Source organism: Sphingomonas panaciterrae (assembly GCF_036890205.1).
GTDB classification, from domain to species: Bacteria; Pseudomonadota; Alphaproteobacteria; order Sphingomonadales; family Sphingomonadaceae; genus Sphingomonas; species Sphingomonas panaciterrae.
The window spans coordinates 620,600-638,746 of sequence record NZ_JAKNQR010000002.1 but is presented as its reverse complement, the minus strand read 5'-3'; the positions used below and the strand labels follow the sequence as shown (position 1 = coordinate 638,746).

Annotated in this window: 15 protein-coding genes; 2 read left to right on the top strand and 13 right to left on the bottom strand. The window is 66.2% G+C overall.

Going from position 1 to position 18,147, the window contains the following annotated elements:
• Positions 1 to 34: 34 nt before the first annotated feature.
• The 13 genes from odhB to sdhC form a co-directional block, all read right to left on the bottom strand.
• Entirely contained in the window at positions 35 to 1,285 is a 1,251-nt protein-coding gene (gene odhB, locus L8F96_RS10030) for a 2-oxoglutarate dehydrogenase complex dihydrolipoyllysine-residue succinyltransferase (RefSeq protein WP_046411382.1), read from the bottom strand.
• 116 nt (positions 1,286 to 1,401) lie between these two features.
• On the bottom strand, positions 1,402 to 4,380 hold the full coding sequence (locus tag L8F96_RS10025) for a 2-oxoglutarate dehydrogenase E1 component (protein WP_082103183.1): 2,979 nt from the start codon (positions 4,378 to 4,380) through the stop codon (positions 1,402 to 1,404).
• A 198-nt stretch (positions 4,381 to 4,578) separates the two neighbouring features.
• Positions 4,579 to 5,463 carry a succinate--CoA ligase subunit alpha gene (sucD, locus tag L8F96_RS10020; RefSeq protein ID WP_046411381.1) on the bottom strand — a complete coding sequence of 295 codons (885 nt, stop codon included), beginning with the start codon at positions 5,461 to 5,463 and terminating at the stop codon, positions 4,579 to 4,581.
• Positions 5,464 to 5,532: 69 nt separating this feature from the next.
• A complete protein-coding gene (gene mdh / locus L8F96_RS10015; protein WP_046411380.1) occupies positions 5,533 to 6,495 on the bottom strand; it encodes a malate dehydrogenase in 963 nt (320 codons plus the stop codon).
• 129 nt (positions 6,496 to 6,624) lie between these two features.
• Positions 6,625 to 7,719: a cell division protein ZapE gene (zapE, locus tag L8F96_RS10010; RefSeq protein WP_334655905.1), complete on the bottom strand. Its 1,095-nt coding sequence runs from the start codon at positions 7,717 to 7,719 to the stop codon at positions 6,625 to 6,627.
• Between the two features lie 163 nt (positions 7,720 to 7,882).
• The gene (locus L8F96_RS10005; RefSeq protein ID WP_296218807.1) at positions 7,883 to 8,332 is read right to left on the bottom strand and encodes a PaaI family thioesterase; all 450 of its coding nucleotides are present in this window, start codon (positions 8,330 to 8,332) and stop codon (positions 7,883 to 7,885) included.
• Between the two features lie 141 nt (positions 8,333 to 8,473).
• On the bottom strand, positions 8,474 to 9,256 hold the full coding sequence (locus tag L8F96_RS10000; RefSeq protein ID WP_046411375.1) for a succinate dehydrogenase iron-sulfur subunit: 783 nt from the start codon (positions 9,254 to 9,256) through the stop codon (positions 8,474 to 8,476).
• Between the two features lie 14 nt (positions 9,257 to 9,270).
• The gene (creD, locus tag L8F96_RS09995; RefSeq protein ID WP_334655904.1) at positions 9,271 to 10,650 is read right to left on the bottom strand and encodes a cell envelope integrity protein CreD; all 1,380 of its coding nucleotides are present in this window, start codon (positions 10,648 to 10,650) and stop codon (positions 9,271 to 9,273) included.
• Positions 10,651 to 10,747: 97 nt separating this feature from the next.
• Positions 10,748 to 11,320 carry a ClpP family protease gene (locus L8F96_RS09990; protein ID WP_046411371.1) on the bottom strand — a complete coding sequence of 191 codons (573 nt, stop codon included), beginning with the start codon at positions 11,318 to 11,320 and terminating at the stop codon, positions 10,748 to 10,750.
• A gap of 89 nt (positions 11,321 to 11,409) precedes the next feature.
• Positions 11,410 to 12,384 (bottom strand): C13 family peptidase, encoded by a 975-nt coding sequence (locus L8F96_RS09985; protein ID WP_334655903.1) that lies wholly within the window; start codon positions 12,382 to 12,384, stop codon positions 11,410 to 11,412.
• Positions 12,385 to 12,544: 160 nt separating this feature from the next.
• The gene (gene sdhA, locus L8F96_RS09980) at positions 12,545 to 14,347 is read right to left on the bottom strand and encodes a succinate dehydrogenase flavoprotein subunit (RefSeq protein WP_334655902.1); all 1,803 of its coding nucleotides are present in this window, start codon (positions 14,345 to 14,347) and stop codon (positions 12,545 to 12,547) included.
• Positions 14,347 to 14,727: a succinate dehydrogenase, hydrophobic membrane anchor protein gene (sdhD, locus tag L8F96_RS09975; protein ID WP_046411367.1), complete on the bottom strand. Its 381-nt coding sequence runs from the start codon at positions 14,725 to 14,727 to the stop codon at positions 14,347 to 14,349. Before sdhD ends, sdhA begins: the two co-directional genes overlap by 1 nt.
• Positions 14,727 to 15,152 (bottom strand): succinate dehydrogenase, cytochrome b556 subunit, encoded by a 426-nt coding sequence (gene sdhC / locus L8F96_RS09970; protein ID WP_334655901.1) that lies wholly within the window; start codon positions 15,150 to 15,152, stop codon positions 14,727 to 14,729. The genes sdhD and sdhC overlap by 1 nt, the downstream gene beginning before the upstream one ends.
• A 182-nt stretch (positions 15,153 to 15,334) precedes the next feature.
• On the opposite strand from sdhC, the gene L8F96_RS09965 reads away from it, so the two are divergent.
• Both L8F96_RS09965 and L8F96_RS09960 read left to right on the top strand, forming a co-directional pair.
• Positions 15,335 to 16,690: a methyl-accepting chemotaxis protein gene (locus L8F96_RS09965; protein WP_231622017.1), complete on the top strand. Its 1,356-nt coding sequence runs from the start codon at positions 15,335 to 15,337 to the stop codon at positions 16,688 to 16,690.
• Between the two features lie 71 nt (positions 16,691 to 16,761).
• Positions 16,762 to 18,108: a methyl-accepting chemotaxis protein gene (locus tag L8F96_RS09960; RefSeq protein WP_125944740.1), complete on the top strand. Its 1,347-nt coding sequence runs from the start codon at positions 16,762 to 16,764 to the stop codon at positions 18,106 to 18,108.
• The last annotated feature ends 39 nt before the right edge of the window (positions 18,109 to 18,147 follow it).

The following is an 18,147-nucleotide window of genomic DNA, read 5'->3' as shown; positions in this document are numbered from 1 at the left end:
TCCCGCCGGCATCCTACCGGCGGGAGAATACGGATTACAGGTCGATCAGGATACGGGTCGGATCCTCGATCGCATTCTTGAGCGCGACGAGGAACGTCACCGCCTCGCGGCCGTCGATCAGGCGGTGATCGTAGCTGAGCGCGAGATACATCATCGGGCGGACGACGACCTGGCCGTCGCGAACCACGGGGCGATCCTCGATACGGTGCAGGCCAAGCACGGCCGACTGTGGCGGGTTGATGATCGGGGTCGACATCAGCGAGCCGAACACGCCGCCGTTGGAGATGGTGAAGGTGCCGCCCTTCATCTCGTCCATCTTGAGCGTGCCTTCCTTGGCGCGCTTGCCGAAATCGCCGATCGTCTTCTCGATGCCCGCAACCGACAGGTCCTGCGCATCGCGGATCACCGGCACGACGAGGCCGCCCGGCGAGGACACCGCGACCGAGATGTCGGCATAATCGTGATAGACGATCTCATCGCCCTCGATCGAGGCGTTGACGGACGGGATGTCCTTCAGCGCCATCGTCGCGGCCTTCACGAAGAAGCCCATGAAGCCAAGGCGGACGCCGTGCTTCTTTTCGAACAGATCCTTGTACTTGGCGCGTGCCTCGATCACCGCGGTCATGTCGACGTCGTTGAACGTCGTCAGCATTGCTGCGGTGTTCTGCGCGTCCTTCAGGCGCTTGGCGATCGTCTGGCGCAGGCGCGTCATGCGCACGCGCTCTTCCTTGCGGCCACCGGCGGCCGCGACCGACGGGGTCGGCGCAGCGGCGGGGGCGGGAGCGGCGGCCGGACGCGAGGACGCGGCGGTTGCGACGTCTTCCTTGGTGATGCGGCCGTCGCGGCCGGTGCCCTTGATCGTTGCAGGATCAACGCCATGCTCCAGCACCGCGCGGCGGACCGACGGGCTGAGCGCGGCGGGGGCGTTGCTGTCGACCGGGGTGGCGCCATGGTTGCCGTAACCGCCGGCCGCCGGCGCAGGCTGTTCAGCCGCCGGGGCCTGAGTCACGGCCGGTTGCTGGGCGCTTTCGGCCGCGGGCGCACCATCGCCGGCCTCGACCGTCGCGAGCATCGCGCCGACCTGTACGGTGTCGCCGACGGCGACCGCATGCTGGCCCATGATGCCGGCGACCGGGCTCGGCACCTCGACCGACACCTTGTCGGTTTCGAGGCTGGCGATCGGCTCATCGGCGGCGACCTTGTCGCCCGGCTGCTTCAGCCACTCGCCCAGCGTTGCTTCGGTGATCGATTCGCCCAGCGTTGGGACCAGAACTTCGGTTGCCATTCCCGTTTCCTTCCACCCCGCCTTTTGCCGGGGCCCTGTTGCGAGCGGGTGTTGCTACCCGCGCCGCTTGATCAACGTTTCGTGCACCGGCGCCCGATGGCGCCGGCACCATGCGCTCAGCTCGCCGCCTTGCCAGCCTTCTTGGTGGTCTCGGCCGAGCGGGTGCGGCGGATTTCCTCGCGCACGCTGTGGCCGAGTGCGTCGGCGATCAACGCGCCCTGTTCCGCCTGGTGGCGCTTCATCAGGCCGGTTGCCGGCGACGCCGCCGCCGCACGGCCCGCATAGCGGGCGCGCTTGATCGCGCAGCCGGCCTCGGCCAGCGCGTCCTCGATGAACGGCTCGACGAAGAACCAATAGCCGTTGTTGCGCGGCTCTTCCTGCGCCCAGACCACGTCCTCGAGGTTGGGCATCCGCGCGATGCGCTTCGCCAGCGCCTCGGTTGGGAAGGGGTAGAGCTGCTCGATGCGGACGATCTGCGTATTCTCGTCACCAGCCGCGTCGCGCGCCTCGATCAGGTCATAGGCGACCTTGCCGGTGCACAGCACCAGCCGCTTCGTCGCCTCGTCCGCCGCGCCGTTCGTGTCCGAGAGGATGCGGCGGAAGTGCGAGTCACCGACGAAGTCCGCGCGGCTCGACACCGCCAGCTTGTGGCGCAGCAGCGACTTGGGCGTGAAGATGATCAGCGGCTTGCGGAAGCTGCGGTGCATCTGCCGGCGAAGCAGGTGGAAATAGTTCGCCGGGGTGGTGCAGTTCGCGACCTGGATATTGTCCTGCGCACACAGCTGCAGGAACCGCTCCGGCCGTGCCGAGCTATGCTCCGGACCCTGACCTTCGTAGCCGTGCGGCAGCAGCATCACCAGGCCGTTGGCACGAAGCCACTTGGCCTCACCGCTGGCGATGAACTGGTCGATCATGATCTGAGCGCCGTTGACGAAGTCGCCGAACTGCGCCTCCCACAGCACCAGCGTCTTCGGATCGGCAAGCGCATAGCCATATTCGAAGCCGAGCACGCCATATTCGCTCAAGGGGCTGTCGAGCACCTCGAACCGGCCATGTTCGATGTTCCACAGCGGCACGTATTTGTGCTCGTCATTCTGGTCGACCCAGACGGCATGGCGCTGCGAGAAGGTGCCGCGGCCCGAATCCTGACCCGAGAGGCGAACGCCGAAGCCCTCCGACAGCAACGAACCGAAGGCCAAGGCCTCGCCGGTCGCCCAGTCGAAATTCTCGCCGGTCGCGAACATGTTGCGCTTGGCATCGATCACACGGGCCAGCGTCTTGTGGATCGCGAGGTCCTCGGGAACCGTGGTCAGCGTGCGCCCGATCGAATCGAACAGTTTCTGTTCGATCCCGGTGTCGAAGCTGCGCCGCGCCGTCTCGGGGTCGGCCGGAACCGACAGGCCCGACCAGCGACCGGCAAACCAGTCCGCCTTGTTCGGCTTGTAGCTGGCGCCCGCCTCGAACTCGCCCTCAAGCAGCGTGGTGAACTGCTTGACGTTCTCGTCCATCCACGCCTGGTCGACGACCTTCTGCTCGATCAGGCGCTTGCCGTAGATCTCGCTGACGGGCGGGTGGTTGCGGATCGCCTTGTACATCAGCGGCTGGGTGAAGCCCGGCTCGTCGCCCTCGTTGTGGCCGAAGCGGCGGTAGCACCACATGTCGATCACGACATCGCGGTGGAACTTCTGCCGGAATTCGATCGCCATCTTGGTGGCGAAGGTGACCGCCTCGGGATCGTCGCCGTTGACGTGGAAGACCGGCGCCTGGACGCCCTTCGCAACGTCCGACGGATAGGGCGAGGAGCGCGCGAACTGCGGGCTCGTCGTGAAGCCGATCTGGTTGTTGATGACGAAGTGGACGCAGCCGCCGGTGTTGTAACCGCGGATGCCCGAGAAGCCGAGGCATTCCCAGACGATACCCTGGCCGGCGAAGGCCGCGTCGCCGTGGATCAGCACGGGCAGCGACTTGGTATGATCGGTAAGGTCGCCGGCGATCGTCTGGATCGCGCGCACCTTGCCCAGCACCACCGGATCCGCCGCCTCGAGGTGCGACGGGTTGGCGACGAGCGACATGTGGACCTTCACACCGTCGAACTCGCGGTCGGTGGAGGTGCCGAGGTGATATTTCACGTCGCCCGAGCCGCCGATATCGTCCGGGTTGGCCGAGCCGCCGGCGAATTCGTGGAAGATGACGCGCAGCGGCTTGCCCATGACGTTGGCGAGCACGTTCAGGCGGCCGCGGTGGGCCATGCCGAACACGATCTCGTTCACGCCGGCCGCGCCGCCGTACTTGATGACGCTTTCGAGCGCCGGAATCATCGATTCACCGCCGTCGAGGCCGAAACGCTTCGTGCCGACGTACTTGCGGCCGAGGAATTTCTCCCACTGCTCGGCCTCGATGACCTTGTTCAGGATCGCCTTCTTGCCCTGCGGCGTGAATTCGATCGCCTTGTCCTTGCCCTCCATACGCTCCTGGAGGAAGCGGCGCTCCTCGACATCGGCGATGTGCATGTATTCAAGGCCGACGTTGCCGCAGTAATTGGCACGCAGGATGTTCACGAGCTCACGGATGGTGGCCCATTGCAGGCCCATCGTGCCGCCGAGATAGACGGGGCGGTCGATGTCGGCGTCGGTGAAGCCGTGATATTCGGTGCGCAGATCGGCCGGCAGCTCGCGCTGGGTGTTGAGGCCGAGCGGGTCGAGATTGGCCGCCAGGTGGCCGCGCACGCGATAGGTGCGCACCAGCAGCTGGGCGCGGATCGCATCGCCTGCCGCGCGGACGATCTCGTCCTGCGACGGCGCGGCGGCTGCCGGAGCGGCCGCGGCCGGGGCGGGCTTGCCACCCTTGGCGGGCTTGGGCGCGGGCTCCATCTGGGTCGGGTCGAGCGCCGCGGTCAGATCGTCGGTGGTGGTGAGCGGCCAGCGATCGTTGCGCCAGCTGGGACCGGACGTGCCGCTTTCCAGCCCTTCGAAGAAGCCGCGCCAGCCGGGCTCGACGCTGTCGGGCGAGGCCTTGTAGCGCGTGTAGAGCGCGTCAATGAACGCCGGCGATACGCCGCCGGCAACGTCCAAGAAATCCTGACCTTCGTAGCCCATCACCAACTCCACTCCCTTCCCTCCGGCAGAGGGAGAGGGTCGCGCGGACGACGCCCGAGCGGGCACGTCCAAGCCGGGAGAGGGGCAGGGGTCACTGACCTCGGCAGGCACTGGCCTGCACGACCCCTCTCCATCTTCGTCTAGGCAACGACTTGCCTCGACTTAATATCCCCTCCCCGGCGGGGAGGGGGTGTCCAATCAACCCTTCAGCACCGACAGCAGCGTGGAGCCGAGCTCGCTCGGGCTTGCCGCCACCTTGATGCCGGCAGCTTCCATCGCCGCAATCTTGTCCTCGGCGCCGCCCTGACCGCCCGAGACGATCGCGCCGGCGTGACCCATGCGGCGGCCCGGAGGCGCCGTACGGCCCGCGATGAAGCCGGCCATCGGCTTCTTGCGGCCACGCTTCGCTTCGTCGCGCAGGAACTGGGCTGCCTCTTCCTCGGCGCTGCCGCCGATTTCACCGATCATGATGATGGATTCGGTCGCATCGTCAGCGAGGAAGAGCTCGAGCACGTCGATGAAGTTCGTGCCGTTGACCGGGTCGCCGCCGATGCCGACCGCGGTGGTCTGGCCCAAGCCGGCGTTCGAGGTCTGGAACACCGCCTCATAGGTCAGCGTGCCGGAGCGCGAGACGACGCCGACCGAGCCCTTTTTGAAGATGTTGCCTGGCATGATGCCGATCTTGCACTCACCCGGCGTCAGCACGCCCGGGCAGTTCGGGCCGATGAGGCGCGACTTGGAGCCCGTCAGCGCACGCTTCACGCGCACCATGTCGAGCACCGGAATACCCTCGGTAATGCACACGATCAGCGGCACTTCGGCGTCGATCGCCTCAAGGATCGAATCCGCAGCGAAGGGCGGCGGGACGTAGATCACGCTGGCGTCGGCGCCGGTCTTCTCCACTGCCTCCGCGACGGTGTCGAACAGCGGCAGGCCGAGGTGGGTGCCACCACCCTTGCCCGGGGTGACGCCGGCGACCATCTGCGTGCCGTAGTCGAGCGCCGCCTGGGTGTGGAAGCTGCCGGTGTTACCGGTCATGCCCTGCGTGATGACCTTGGTATTCTTGTCGACGAGAATGCTCATTGGCTCTCCAATCACTCAACCCGGCGCGCGCGGCCGGATGCCGGCGCGCACCGGGTATTCAATCCGGCGTTATGCCAGGCTCTCGTCGATGCCCTTGCAGGCGACGAGCAGTTCCTTGACCGCGTCGACCGACACCTGAAGGTTGCCCTTGGCTTCGTCCGACAGCTTCACCTCGACGATCTTCTCGACGCCGCCGGCACCGATCACGACCGGGACGCCGACGTACAGGTCGTCGATGCCATACTGGCCGGTCAGGTGTGCTGCGGCCGGCAGGATGCGCTTCTGGTCATAGAGATAGGCCTCTGCCATCGCGATGCCGCTGGTGGCGGGCGCGTAATAGGCCGAGCCGGTCTTCAGCAGGGCAACGATCTCGCCGCCACCGCCGCGGGTGCGCTTCACGATCTCGTCGACCTTCTCCTTGGTGGAGAAGCCCATCTCGATCAGGTCGCTGACCGGGATGCCGGAGACGGTCGAATATTCGAGCACCGGGACCATCGTGTCGCCGTGGCCGCCGAGTACGAAGGTGTTCACGTCCTTCACCGACACCTTGAACTCGTCGGCGAGGAAGTGGCTGAAGCGCGCCGAGTCGAGCACGCCCGCCATGCCGACCACCTTGTTGTGCGGCAGGCCGGAGAATTCGCGCAGCGCCCAGACCATCGCGTCGAGCGGGTTGGTGATGCAGATGACGAATGCGTCGGGCGCATTGTCGCGAATGCCTTCGCCGACCGCCTTCATCACCTTCAGGTTGATGCCGAGCAGGTCGTCGCGGCTCATGCCCGGCTTGCGGGCGACACCGGCGGTGACGATGATCACGTCGGCGCCAGCGATGTCCTTATAGTCGTTCGAGCCGATGATCTTGGCGTCGAACCCTTCGACCGGGCCGCACTGCGACAGGTCGAGCGCCTTGCCCTGCGGTACGCCTTCGACCACGTCGAACAGAACGATGTCGCCAAGCCCCTTGAGGGCAGCGAGGTGCGCGAGCGTGCCGCCGATATTGCCGGCGCCAATCAGCGCGATCTTCTTGCGGGCCATCCAATCCCTTTCCGTAACGTGAGGTCGTGATTGGAGAGGTCGGGTACGCCCTTTGGTCGGTCGGCACAAGCCACTAAAGGCGCATAGGACGCTTTTAATAGATAAGCGTTCGCAATAGCAATAAGGCTGTCACTCGGCGCCGTGGCCTTGTGCCAGATAGTCCTCGGATCGCATTTCCTCGAGCCGGCTGACGGTGCGCTGAAATTCGAACCGTCCGTCGCCAACGGGGTAGAGATCGGCGGGTTCCGCATCCGCCGCGGCGAGGAGCTTCACCTTATATTCGTAGAGCGCGTCGATCAGGCTGACGAAGCGTGCGGCCTCGTTTCGGTTCTCCGGGCCGAGGACGGGGATGCCGACGAGGATCACGGTGTGGAAGCGGCGCGCGATGGCTAGATAGTCGGCGCTGCCGCGCGCTTCGCCGCACAGCTTCTTGAAGCTGAAGACGGCGACGCCCTTCAGCGATTTTGGGACGCGCAGCGAGCGGCCCTGAACGATGAGGTCCTCGCTGGGCACGTGGTCGCGATCTTCGGGCGGATAGTCGGTGAGGCGGAAGAACGCTGCCGACAGTTGCGCCGTCGCCTCCGGCCCGTTGGGCACGAGCCAGGTGTTTTGCTGGCCCAAGCGATCGCGGCGGTAATCGACCGGGCCGTTGAGCGCTAGCACGTCAAGCCGCTCCTGGATCAAGGCGATGAAGGGCAGGAAATGCTCGCGGTTGAGGCCGTTCTTGTAGAGGTCGGTAGGGACGCGGTTGCTCGTCGTCACCACCGTCACCCCCGCCTCGATCATCGCAGTGAACAGGCGCGAGAGGATCATCGCGTCGGGCGAATTGTTGACGATCATCTCGTCAAAGGCGAGCAATTGCGCTTCCTCTGCCAGCGCGCCGGCTACGGGAAGGATCGGGTCGCCCGCCTCCTTGCGTCGCTCCGCCGCGATCCGGCCGTGCACCTCCAGCATGAACTCGCCGAAATGGACGCGGCGCTTTCGGGCGACGTTCACGTTGGCGAAGAACAGGTCCATCAGCATGGATTTGCCGCGGCCGACGTCGCCCCACATGTAGATGCCGCGCGGCGGAATCACTTTCTTGCGGAAGAAGCCGGTGGTGCGGGGATGTTCGAGCTCGACGGCCAGCGAGTCGAGCCGCGCCGCCGCGGCGGCCTGTTCGGGATCGGGCCGCAACTCCCCGGCGGCAATCAGGGCTTCATAGGCGTTGAGAACTGCGGCCACGACAAACTCCGTTGGGGGAAGGGGGCTCCCCACTGCGCCGACCTGGGAGCGCCGGCGAGTTTCGCGCAGGGGCGTGCGGACGGATCGTGCCTGAGGTGCCGGTCCGCCGCGGCCGCGCGAGTATTTTGTGGGCCCTTTAGGAGATTGTGCACCGCGAGGCCAGTTAACGCTTCGTCGGCTTCCGGATCGTGCCGGAAAATTCCGCCACCGGGCCGTCGCCCTGTACCACCAAGCCGCGCATGAACAGCAGGCGGCCGGTTTCGCGCAGCAATTCGACCTGCGCCTCCAGCGGGTCGCCGATCTTTCCTGCGCCGACGAAATGCGTGTTCAGGTCCAGCGTCACCGCGGTGCCCGCCTCGATCAGGCCGAAGCTGCGCGCGGCGGCGAAGAGCGCGACGTCGATGAACCCGAGCATCGCGCCGCCGTGCACATTGTTGCCGAGGTTGGAGTGGCGCCGTTCGGGCAGCATGCGGACACGGCAGGCGCCGTCCTCGACGCGGACCATCATGTCGCCGAGGAAGGTATTGTAACGATCCGAATTCTTGAGGCCCCAGCGGTGCCACCCGGGATGGTCGGGATGTTCCTCGTACAGAAATTCCGGCTTGTCAGTCATGGCGCCGCTTGTCCTGAGCGTGTCGGCTGGCGTGTCAGGGATGACACGGCGGGGGCGTGCGTCGGGAGGACCGGCACAAGCGGGCGAGATGGCTCCCGACAAAAAGAAGGGAGCCGTGCTGCTCCCTTCTGGATGCGTGGATCAGAGAACCCGCTCGACTTCCATCTTCTTGATCTCGGCGATCGCCTTGGCGGGGTTCAGGCCCTTGGGGCAGGTGTTCGCGCAGTTCATGATCGTGTGGCAGCGATAGAGGCGGAACGGGTCCTCCAGGCTGTCGAGCCGCTCGCCGGTCATCTCGTCACGGCTGTCCGCGAGCCAGCGATAGGCCTGGAGCAGGATTGCTGGCCCTAAGAACTTGTCGGAGTTCCACCAATAGCTCGGGCACGAGGTCGAGCAGCAGGCGCACAGGATGCACTCGTACAGACCGTCGAGCTTTGCGCGGTCCTCCGGCGACTGCAGCCGCTCCTTGCCGGCAGGCGGCGGCGTCACCGTCTTCAGCCAGGGCTGGATCGAGGCATATTGCGCGTAGAAGTGCGTGAAGTCGGGGACGAGGTCCTTGATCACGTCCATCGCCGGCAGCGGGGTGATCTTCACCTCGCCCCTCACATCCTCGATCGCGGTGGTGCAGGCGAGGCCGTTCTTGCCGTCGATGTTCATCGAGCAGGAGCCGCAGATGCCCTCACGGCACGAACGGCGAAACGTCAGCGACGAATCCTGCTCACTCTTGATCTTGATCAGCGCGTCCAGAACCATCGGGCCGCATTCGTCGAGATTTACCTCGAACGTGTCGTATCGCGGGTTCTCGCCGCTGTCCGGATCGTAGCGGTAGATCTTGAAGTTGCGCATCGTCCCGCCCGGTTCAGGCGAGGGAATCTTGCGACCGCCCTTGATCTTGCTGTTCGCCGGCAGGGTGAATTCGGCCATTTTCCGTTCCCGCTTCAGTCGGTTGAGGACTGGGCGCGCAAACCGCTCCAGTCGAGGTTACGCGTCAGATACATAACACCGGCCAAGGCCGCAAACAGAAGCAGCGATCCGATGAGCAGCGAATAGGCTTCGAGGTTCAGCAGGACGTAGAGAATGGCGTACAGCGCCGCCAGCAGGGCCGCGATGTAGCCTGCGCGGCGCCAGCTGCGGAGGACCGCAGCGGAATAGCTGGTGAGGAGCGCGATGATCGCCCCCGCCGCGATCAGATAGGCCAAGGTGAAGCCCACGACCTCCGCAAAGGCGAGCAGGAGCGCGAAGAACAGCACCAGGCCGGCGCCGACCAGCAGATATTCGACCGGCGACACGCGCACTCCGCCGATCACGTCGAACAGCAGAAAGGCGAGAAAGGTGAAGCCGATGAACAGGAAGCCGTATTTCACCGACCGGTTGACCTGGCTGTAGAGATCGACCGGGGAGACGAGCACGACGCGGGCCTCGTAGGCGTTGGCCGGAGTCGCCACTGGCTGACCATCGGACAGGTCGGGGCGCGACTCGGGCACGACATCGCCGGACGAGACGAGGCTGCGCCCCAGCGCCAGATTGCCGACGCGCCAAGTGGCGGCGAAGCCGTCCGTGTTCACGCTTTGCGCGGTGGGAAGAAAACCGCCCTGGAAGCTGGGATGCGGCCAGGTGGAGGTCACGCGCCAGCGCGTGTCCCCCGCCTGCGGCGCCAGCGCGAGCCAGCCATTGCCCCGGAACGCGAAGCTGTACTGCACGCGGAGCGGCCGGCTGCGGATGCTGCCGGCGTCGAGCCAGGTGAAAAAGCCGGCGTTGTTGGTCGCCGGCGAGCCCTTTCCGGGTTGAAGGCGCAGTTGCTGGCCATCCACCGACACCATCGGCGGCCGCCCGAACAGTCCGCGCGGATCCTGCAGCCCGAAGCGGAGTTCCGCGCGATCGAAGGCGAGTTCGTCGGGGGTGATCCCGAAGCGGGCGAGATCAGGCGGCAGATCGAAGCGCGCGGTGCCCGTGGCCGCGGCCTCGAACACGACGGCTTCGTAGATCGACCGGCGCCGTCGTTCGGGGGTGAGTTGCGTGCTGAGATCGGCGGCTTGAGGGGACAATGTCAGCTCTCGCCAGACCTGAGTGGTGCGGGTGACCTGACGGCCGCCCTCCGTGACCGTCTCGGCGGCTTGGGCCTGATAAGGGATGACGAGCACCGGCCCGGCGATCGTCTGCGGCCCGCCCCAGCCTCGCGCTATCGAGGCGCGGGCCGTGGCGGACTGATCCTGCCGATCATATACCAGCAGGTAGACGGCAAACAGCGGGATCGCGAGCAGCATGGCGATGAGGATCGCCATGCCCAGCTTGCGCCCGGGGGTCGGGTCTTTGCTCATTCCGCCTCGCTCGGTTGCCGGTTGCTTATCCGGCGGGCGCGAGTGCGTGACAAGGTGGAGATGGGCAAGGTGGAGGTGGAAGGCTGCCCGGGCAGCGTCAGATCAGGTCGAGGACCAGGCCAAGATCACGCGCCTCTTCCGCCTCGATATACCAGTTGGACGGCGCCTTTGCCTTCAGGGTTTCGAGCGTTACCTGCGAGCCTTCGACAAGGGCGGCGAACCCTTCGTCCTGGATGCGGATCGAATCCTCGATCTCGTTCAGCTTGGCCAGCAGGACGGGGGCCAGGGTGTTGAGCGGGCCGGACAGCTGGATGGTCGAATTCATCAGCCGTTCGTGGATCATCAAACGCGTGCCGCGCGTCAGGAAGCGCTTGTCGGCGGGGAAAGCGGACATGAAGGTGGCGCCGGCCGAGTAAACAGCGACCTTGCCAAGAAAAAGCGTCTCACGGCCGGTATATTCGCGCAGCAGGCGTACCGTATCGCCCATCGCGCGGGCCATTTCCGGATCGCCCCCCAAGGTTGTGATCGAGAAGATCAATGGGCCATCGGATGGTGCCGCGGCGACCTGATCCTTGAAGCTTGCGTACATGGCCTCGTCGACCGTGCCGTAAAGCTGGACATGCGGGCTGGCGAGGAGCGGATAGTTGCTGGCGTTGCCGGTGGAGTTCATGGCGACGCGAACCGCGAATGGGGCGCACCGGTTCCGAGGTGGCGGAAAATATCGCGCGCTGCGGTGGCGGTTTGGTTTCACAGCGGGGGCTAATGCTGCGCCATCAACACCGCGTTGGCGGGGCGGCCGACCGGCGCGGTTGCACTGCGCGGCGCGCGGGCGTCGAGCACCGCCAGCCAGCGCGCCGCACCGGCACCAATCGCGACCTGCGGCTGCGAAGGCTCAAGCTGGCCGTCGCGTTCCCATGTCGCGATGGTGCTGGTGGCTTCTTCGACGGCGGCGGCCAGCGGCTTTGGCTGGCGGAGCGCGCGATTGACGAGCGCGTCACCAAAGAAGGTCCAGTCATTGTCGGCGACACAGCCGAAGGAGCTTCGATCCGACGAGGCGGCGGTGATGATCGCGGTGGTATCACTGGAGAGGAGCGGTACGAAGACGCCGGCGTAACAGGCGGAAATCATGATCAGCCGATTGCGGATGCCGAGCTGGGACAGGGTCTGCCACAGCCGCGCCGGCGAGATCGCGCCAAAGCCCTGGTCGGCGTCATTGTAGACGATGCCGAAGCGTGCGCCGTGGCTGGTGGTGTAGAGGATCAGCACATCCTCGTTCACGTCCATAAGCTCGGCCACGCGGGCGAGCGCGACGTCGAGATTGGAAGGGGAGCCCATGGGCAACGCGCTGTCCGCCCTGCCGTCGGTGCCGGCGAGGACGATCGTGCGTCCTTCGGCGCCATAGCGGCGCGCCAGGACAATCGCCGCCTCTCGCGCCTCGCGGCCGAACACCGGGTCACTGTCCAGCGCGGCGCTGATGACGAAGGCGTCGGTGGTACCCTTGCGGTGCGGCTGCACCGTGGCGAGCATGGCGGCGAGGCGGCGATGCTCAGCCAGCTGCCACCCGGCCTTGCGATCATATTCGATCGCGCCGCCCTGATCGGCGAGCTGGACAAGTTCCGCCTCGCCACCGCGGGCAATCAGCGGGGCGGGGCGGCTGTGCTGGGGAGGGATATAGGTCTGCGCCGGCACCGAACCGGCGCAGGCGGCAAGAAAGACGGTCAGCAACCTCTTCATCGCGAGCCCCCTCCACAATGGAAGGAGTGTCGCGGTGGGCGGCGATTGGAGTCAATAGTTTACCGCCGCGCAACATTCGAAATGTTGCGCGACGTGGCCGCAGATACTTGAGTTCGTTTCCCGGCGATGAGGCGCGGCCCGGAAGGCCGCACCATCTGCCTTAGTACACCCGCTTCTTCGGCTTGATGTACTCGGCGTCGTCGGTGAGCGTGTAATCGTGCACCGGACGGTAATCGAGCGAGCAGCTGCCGCCCTTGCCGCCCCAGCCATCGAAGGTCGCGATGGTGTGCTTCATCCAGTTCACGTCGTCGCGCTCGGGATAATCCTCGTGCATGTGCGCGCCGCGGCTTTCCTTGCGGTTCTCCGCACCGCGCATCGTCACGACCGCCTGGCTGATGAGGTTGTCCAGCTCGAGCGTCTCGACGAGGTCGGTGTTCCAGATCAGCGAGCGATCCTTGATGCCGACGTCTTCCATCGACTTGTAGATCGCGTCGATCTTGGTGACGCCCTCGGCCAGGAGCTCGCTGTCGCGGAACACTGCGGCATGGCGCTGCATCGTCTTCTGCATCTCGGCGCGGATCTTCGCCGTGGGCGAACCGCCGGTCGAATTGCGGAAATGATCGAGCCGGCCAAGCGCCATTTCTTCCGAGCCCTTGGGCAGCGGATTGTGCGGCGTGTTCGTCTTCAGCGTTTCCTTGAGGCGCAGGCCCGTCGCACGGCCGAACACCACAAGGTCGATCAGCGAGTTGGAGCCGAGGCGGTTCGCGCCGTGCACCGACACGCAGGCTGCCTCGCCGACCGCGAACAGGCCGGGGACGACCGCGTCCGGATCACCGTCCTTCAGCTGGACGACTTCGCCGTGATAGTTCGTCGGGATGCCGCCCATATTGTAGTGGACGGTCGGCGTGACGGGGAGCGGCTGGCGCGTGAGATCGACACCCGCGAAGATCTTGCCCGTCTCGGTGATGCCCGGCAGGCGTTCCGCCAGCACCTTCGGATCGATGTGATCGAGGTGAAGGAAGATGTGGTCCTTGTCCTTGCCGACACCGCGGCCCTCGCGCATTTCCGCCGCCATCGACCGCGACACGACGTCACGCGAGGCAAGGTCCTTCGCGCTGGGCGCGTAACGCTCCATGAAGCGCTCGCCCTCGGAATTGGTGAGGTAGCCGCCTTCACCGCGCGCACCTTCGGTGATGAGGACGCCCGCGCCGTAGATGCCGGTCGGGTGGAACTGCACGAATTCCATGTCCTGCAGCGGCAGGCCGGCACGCAGCGCCATGCCGTTGCCGTCGCCGGTGCAGGTATGCGCCGACGTCGCCGACTGGTACACGCGGCCACCGCCGCCCGTCGCCAGCACCACCGCATGGGCACGGAAGCGATGGATCTGCCCCGTTTCCATGTTCAGCGCGATCACGCCGCGGCACGCGCCGTTCTCCATGATGAGATCGAGCGCGAAAAATTCGATGTAGAAGTCCGCGTCATACTTCAGCGATTGCTGGTACAGCGCGTGGAGCATGGCATGGCCGGTGCGGTCGGCGGCGGCGCAGGTGCGCTGCACCGGCGGGCCTTCGCCCATGTTTTGCATGTGGCCGCCGAACGGACGCTGGTAGATCGTCCCGTCCTCGTTGCGGCTGAACGGCACGCCGGCGTGCTCCAGCTCGTACACTGCGGCCGGGGCCTCACGCACCATATATTCGATCGCGTCCTGGTCACCGAGCCAGTCGGAACCCTTGACGGTATCGTACATGTGCCAGGACCAGTGATCCGGCGAGTTGTTGCCGAGGCTCGCCGCGATGCCGCCCTGCGCCGCCACGGTGTGGCTGCGGGTCGGGAACACCTTGGTGATACAGGCGGTCTTGAGGCCCGCCTCCGCGATGCCCATCGTGGCGCGGAGGCCAGAGCCGCCGGCGCCGACGACGACCGCGTCGTACGTATGGTCGATGATCTGGTAAGCGGCGGGCATCAATTTGCTCCGAAGGCGATCTTCAGGATCGCGAAAAGGGCGGTGCCGGTGACGGCAGCAGTGAACAGGTTGAGGAGGACCATGGCGACGACGCGGCGTTCGTCACGCTGGTAATCCTCGATCACCACCTGAAGCCCGAGGCGGAAGTGGTAGAAGACCGAGACGACCAGCAGGATCATCGGGATCGCGACCCAAGCCGAGGACAGCCAGTCGCGCATCGTGCCGTAATCGTAGCCGGGGCGACGGGCGAGCGAGATCATCAGCCAGCTCATCAGCAGGATGTTCGATCCCGCCGTGATCTTCTGATGCCACCAGTGATGCGGACCTTCGTGCGCGCTGCCGAGGCCGCGGACGCGGCCGATCGAGGTTCCCGTACCCATTACTTGGTTCCCACGTAGAGCCAGAAGGCGAGGGTGAGCAGCGTCGAGCCGACGAAGGTGAGCCGCGCGAGATTGCGGTTCAGCTTCAGCTCGAACGCGGCGCCGGTATCCAGCACGAGGTGGCGGATACCGCTCATCATGTGCTGGAACAGGCTGAACGTCAGGCCGACTCCGATGACCCAGCCCAGGATGTTCAGACGGCCATCCGACAGGGTGAAGACATCACGGAACGTGGCATAGGCCTCTGCCCCCGACGCCAGCGCGGCGAGGAACCAGACGAGCAGCAATGCCCCCAGTGTCGCCATCCCGCTACCGGTGGCGCGGTGCAGGATCGACACCGTCATCGCCGCGCTCCAGCGGTAATGGAGGGCGAGCGGGCCGCTGAAGAGATGCGGACTTTTGGGGCGGGCGGGTTTTGTGGCCAAGGCTACGGTTTCCTGCGGTAAGCCGACGGTTTGGCGCGGTCTATGAGACCCGAGGGCCGATGTTGCAAGCGGGAGTGACCTCCTGCGAATGAATCGCATGGCGGATGGGCGCCGCGCCTCAACCAGCACTTAACGATCAATCCCCTATGACCCGGCCGATAATGAACCGGGAGCGCAACAACTTGTCCGCCGATCTGCCAGCACCGGGCCAACTGGCCCGCTCGATCGATCTCGACACCCGCCTGCGGGCTTTCGACTTTGACGGCACGCTTTCGACCGCGTCGCGAGAGGTGTGGGACGTGCTGGAACCCGAGGTGCGCCAGATCGCCGAGGCGTATTGGGAACATGGCCGGCGGTGCTTCCACGAGGAGAAATCCTGGGTCGAACAGGACGCCGCCAGGATGATCGATCTGGGCTGTGCGTTCTTGCAGGATCGTTTCCTGCGTACCGACCAACGTGCGTGGGTCGAATCGATCGAGCGATCGGTGGCTGCCGCCTATCAGAGGCAGGTCTCACCGCTGGCGTTGCTGTCGATGATCAGCGCAAGCGATCGCGCGGCGCTGCGCGTCCTGATGGCGCGGTGCGAACCAGCGGACCCGCGCCTGCCGGTCATGATCGACACGCTGATGCGGCTGTCGGCGCTGGAAGGGGAGATCACCGTCGCGCTGTATGGCGACTATCGCAAGCACAGCTCGCAGACTGCACGCGATCGCCTGGCGGCGGATTTCCGAGGGGGAATCGCGACGACGGTCGGCGATGCGACGGCCGAGGGGGCGACGCTGCGCGACCAGGCATCCACCGCCTCCCGGTCGGCGCGAGGCGTTCTGGGGAAGGCGAGCGAGGTGGCGGCGGCGGCCGAACAATCCGCGCTGGCGATGCGCGATGCAGCCTCCACGGCCGCGGGGCTGATCCGCGCGATCGGCGATGCACGAAGCGAGGTGGAGGCGGCGGCGGATATCGCGACGCGGGCGGCGGTCCAGGCCGACGAGGCGGTCGGCGTGACGGAGATGCTGAATGACCATGCCAAGTCGATCGAGTCGATCCTTGGACTGATCCGCGACATTGCCGGGCAGACCAACCTGCTTGCGTTGAACGCAACCATCGAGGCGGCACGCGCGGGGGACGCGGGGCGCGGCTTTGCCGTGGTGGCGCAGGAGGTGAAGAGCCTGGCCAGCCAGACGGCGCGCGCCACGGACGATATCGCCGCGAAGATCACCGCGATCCAGACCGCCACTCAGGTGACCGTGAACGCCAATGTCGGCATTCGCGCGACCGTCGACGAGGTGCAGGTGTCCGCGACGCGCATTCGCGACGCGATGGAGGCGCAGGCGCATACTGTGACGGCAATCACTGCGGCGGTCGACGAAACGGCGCTCGCGGCGGATTCCATGTCCAGCACGATCGCAGCGATCCATTCGGACACCGAAGCGGTCGCAGGTGAGATCGACTCGCTTGGCGCCGGGTTCGACCGACTGGCGGGGCGCCTGGTCCTGCTCAATCGAAGCGCCGGTGACTTTGCCGAGCGCGTGGCGGCCTGACGATAGGGCAGGATGGACGATGCCCCGGCGGAGACACGGGGCACGCGAGATAATCAAGGGGAGGAACCACGATGCCGATCTGGGACAGTGTGGCCCGTTCGATCGCGGCGCAGGTTCGCGAATATGACTGGGATGGCACCATTGGTGCCGCGGCGGCGGACATCGACGCTCTGCTGACCGCTGCCGATTGCGAGGATATCGCCCACGCATTCTGGCAGCAGTACCGGAGCCTTCCGGCGACGAAGAAGATGCTGGAGGGGATCGAGGACGTCTGGCTGCAGCGCCAGCTGGCGCGGAGCGCACGCTACATGCGGATGAAATATTCTGCGCCGTTCGATGAGCAATGGGGGCGGTCGGCCACCAAACATGCGGAGATGACGCGCGAAACGGGCGTGCCGCTGGCGGCGCTGCTTTCCGCGCTGGCCTTTGCCCATGCCCGGACGCTGGCGATCCTGGAGACTCGCGTTGAAGGGGACGTGGCGCGGATGCGGCGCTTGTCCGATGTTGTTCAGCGACTGGCGCTGATCGAGGCGGATGTCATGGCGGCGCATCTTGGCCGTAGCGAGCGGGCGCAGGTGGCGGAGGAACGCGCCGCCCATGCTGCGGCCTTTCGCCTGCATATCGCCGATGCGATCGAGGGGGCGGCGGTACTGGGGGAACGCGTGCGTGCGCAGGCGGCGAGTGCCACACAGTCGGTCGGATCGATGGTCGGGCGCGGCGCCGAAGTGGCGGCCGCGGCCGGCGAGTCGGCGCTTGCCATGCGCGATGCGGCGTCGACCGCAGCGGGGCTGATCCTGGCGATCGAGGATGCGCGCGGCGAAGTGGAGGCGGCAGCCGACATCGCGTCGCAGGCGGCGGCGCAGGCGGACCGGGCGGTCACGGTCAGTGAGGCGCTGAGCGCCCATGCCAAGTCGATCGAGTCCATCCTGGCGTTGATCCGCACCATTGCGGGGCAGACCAACCTGCTGGCGCTGAATGCCACGATCGAGGCGGCGCGGGCGGGGGATGCCGGGCGTGGCTTTGCCGTGGTGGCGCAGGAGGTGAAGAGCCTGGCTAGCCAGACCGCGCGGGCCACCGACGATATCGCGGCGCAGATCGGCGCGATCCAGGCCGCAACTCAGGTCACGGTAGAATCGAGCGCCAGCGTCCGCGCGACCATCGATGACGTGAAAACGTCGGCCACCAGGATCCGGCGGGCGATGGAGGCGCAGGCGCAGACCGTGACCGCGATTACCGCTGCCGTCGACGAGACCGCGCTGGCGGCGGACGCAACCGCCGGCAACATGACCGCGATTATGCGCGAGGGGGCGGGCCTGGCACGCGACGTCGATACGCTGGGCACCGAATTCGCGGCGATCGATGATCGGCTTGCCTCGCTGCGCAGCGCGGCGGAGGAATTCAGCGCGAAAGTTGCCTGACGGTCGTTTCGGTCAACGAGGCGGTGCCGGGATGACGGG

Bases quoted from the DNA above. Each gene is read 5' to 3' on its own strand.
- mdh (WP_046411380.1), bottom strand. From the start codon at position 6,495: ATGGCCCGCAAGAAGATCGCGCTGATTGGCGCCGGCAATATCGGCGGC.
- L8F96_RS10025 (WP_082103183.1), bottom strand. From the start codon at position 4,380: ATGGGCTACGAAGGTCAGGATTTCTTGGACGTTGCCGGCGGCGTATCG.
- L8F96_RS10005 (WP_296218807.1), bottom strand. From the start codon at position 8,332: ATGACTGACAAGCCGGAATTTCTGTACGAGGAACATCCCGACCATCCC.
- sucD (WP_046411381.1), bottom strand. From the start codon at position 5,463: ATGAGCATTCTCGTCGACAAGAATACCAAGGTCATCACGCAGGGCATG.
- L8F96_RS09960 (WP_125944740.1), top strand. From the start codon at position 16,762: ATGCCGATCTGGGACAGTGTGGCCCGTTCGATCGCGGCGCAGGTTCGC.
- L8F96_RS09990 (WP_046411371.1), bottom strand. From the start codon at position 11,320: ATGAACTCCACCGGCAACGCCAGCAACTATCCGCTCCTCGCCAGCCCG.
- creD (WP_334655904.1), bottom strand. From the start codon at position 10,650: ATGAGCAAAGACCCGACCCCCGGGCGCAAGCTGGGCATGGCGATCCTC.
- L8F96_RS09985 (WP_334655903.1), bottom strand. From the start codon at position 12,384: ATGAAGAGGTTGCTGACCGTCTTTCTTGCCGCCTGCGCCGGTTCGGTG.
- sdhA (WP_334655902.1), bottom strand. From the start codon at position 14,347: ATGCCCGCCGCTTACCAGATCATCGACCATACGTACGACGCGGTCGTC.
- odhB (WP_046411382.1), bottom strand. From the start codon at position 1,285: ATGGCAACCGAAGTTCTGGTCCCAACGCTGGGCGAATCGATCACCGAA.
- sdhD (WP_046411367.1), bottom strand. From the start codon at position 14,727: ATGGGTACGGGAACCTCGATCGGCCGCGTCCGCGGCCTCGGCAGCGCG.
- L8F96_RS10000 (WP_046411375.1), bottom strand. From the start codon at position 9,256: ATGGCCGAATTCACCCTGCCGGCGAACAGCAAGATCAAGGGCGGTCGC.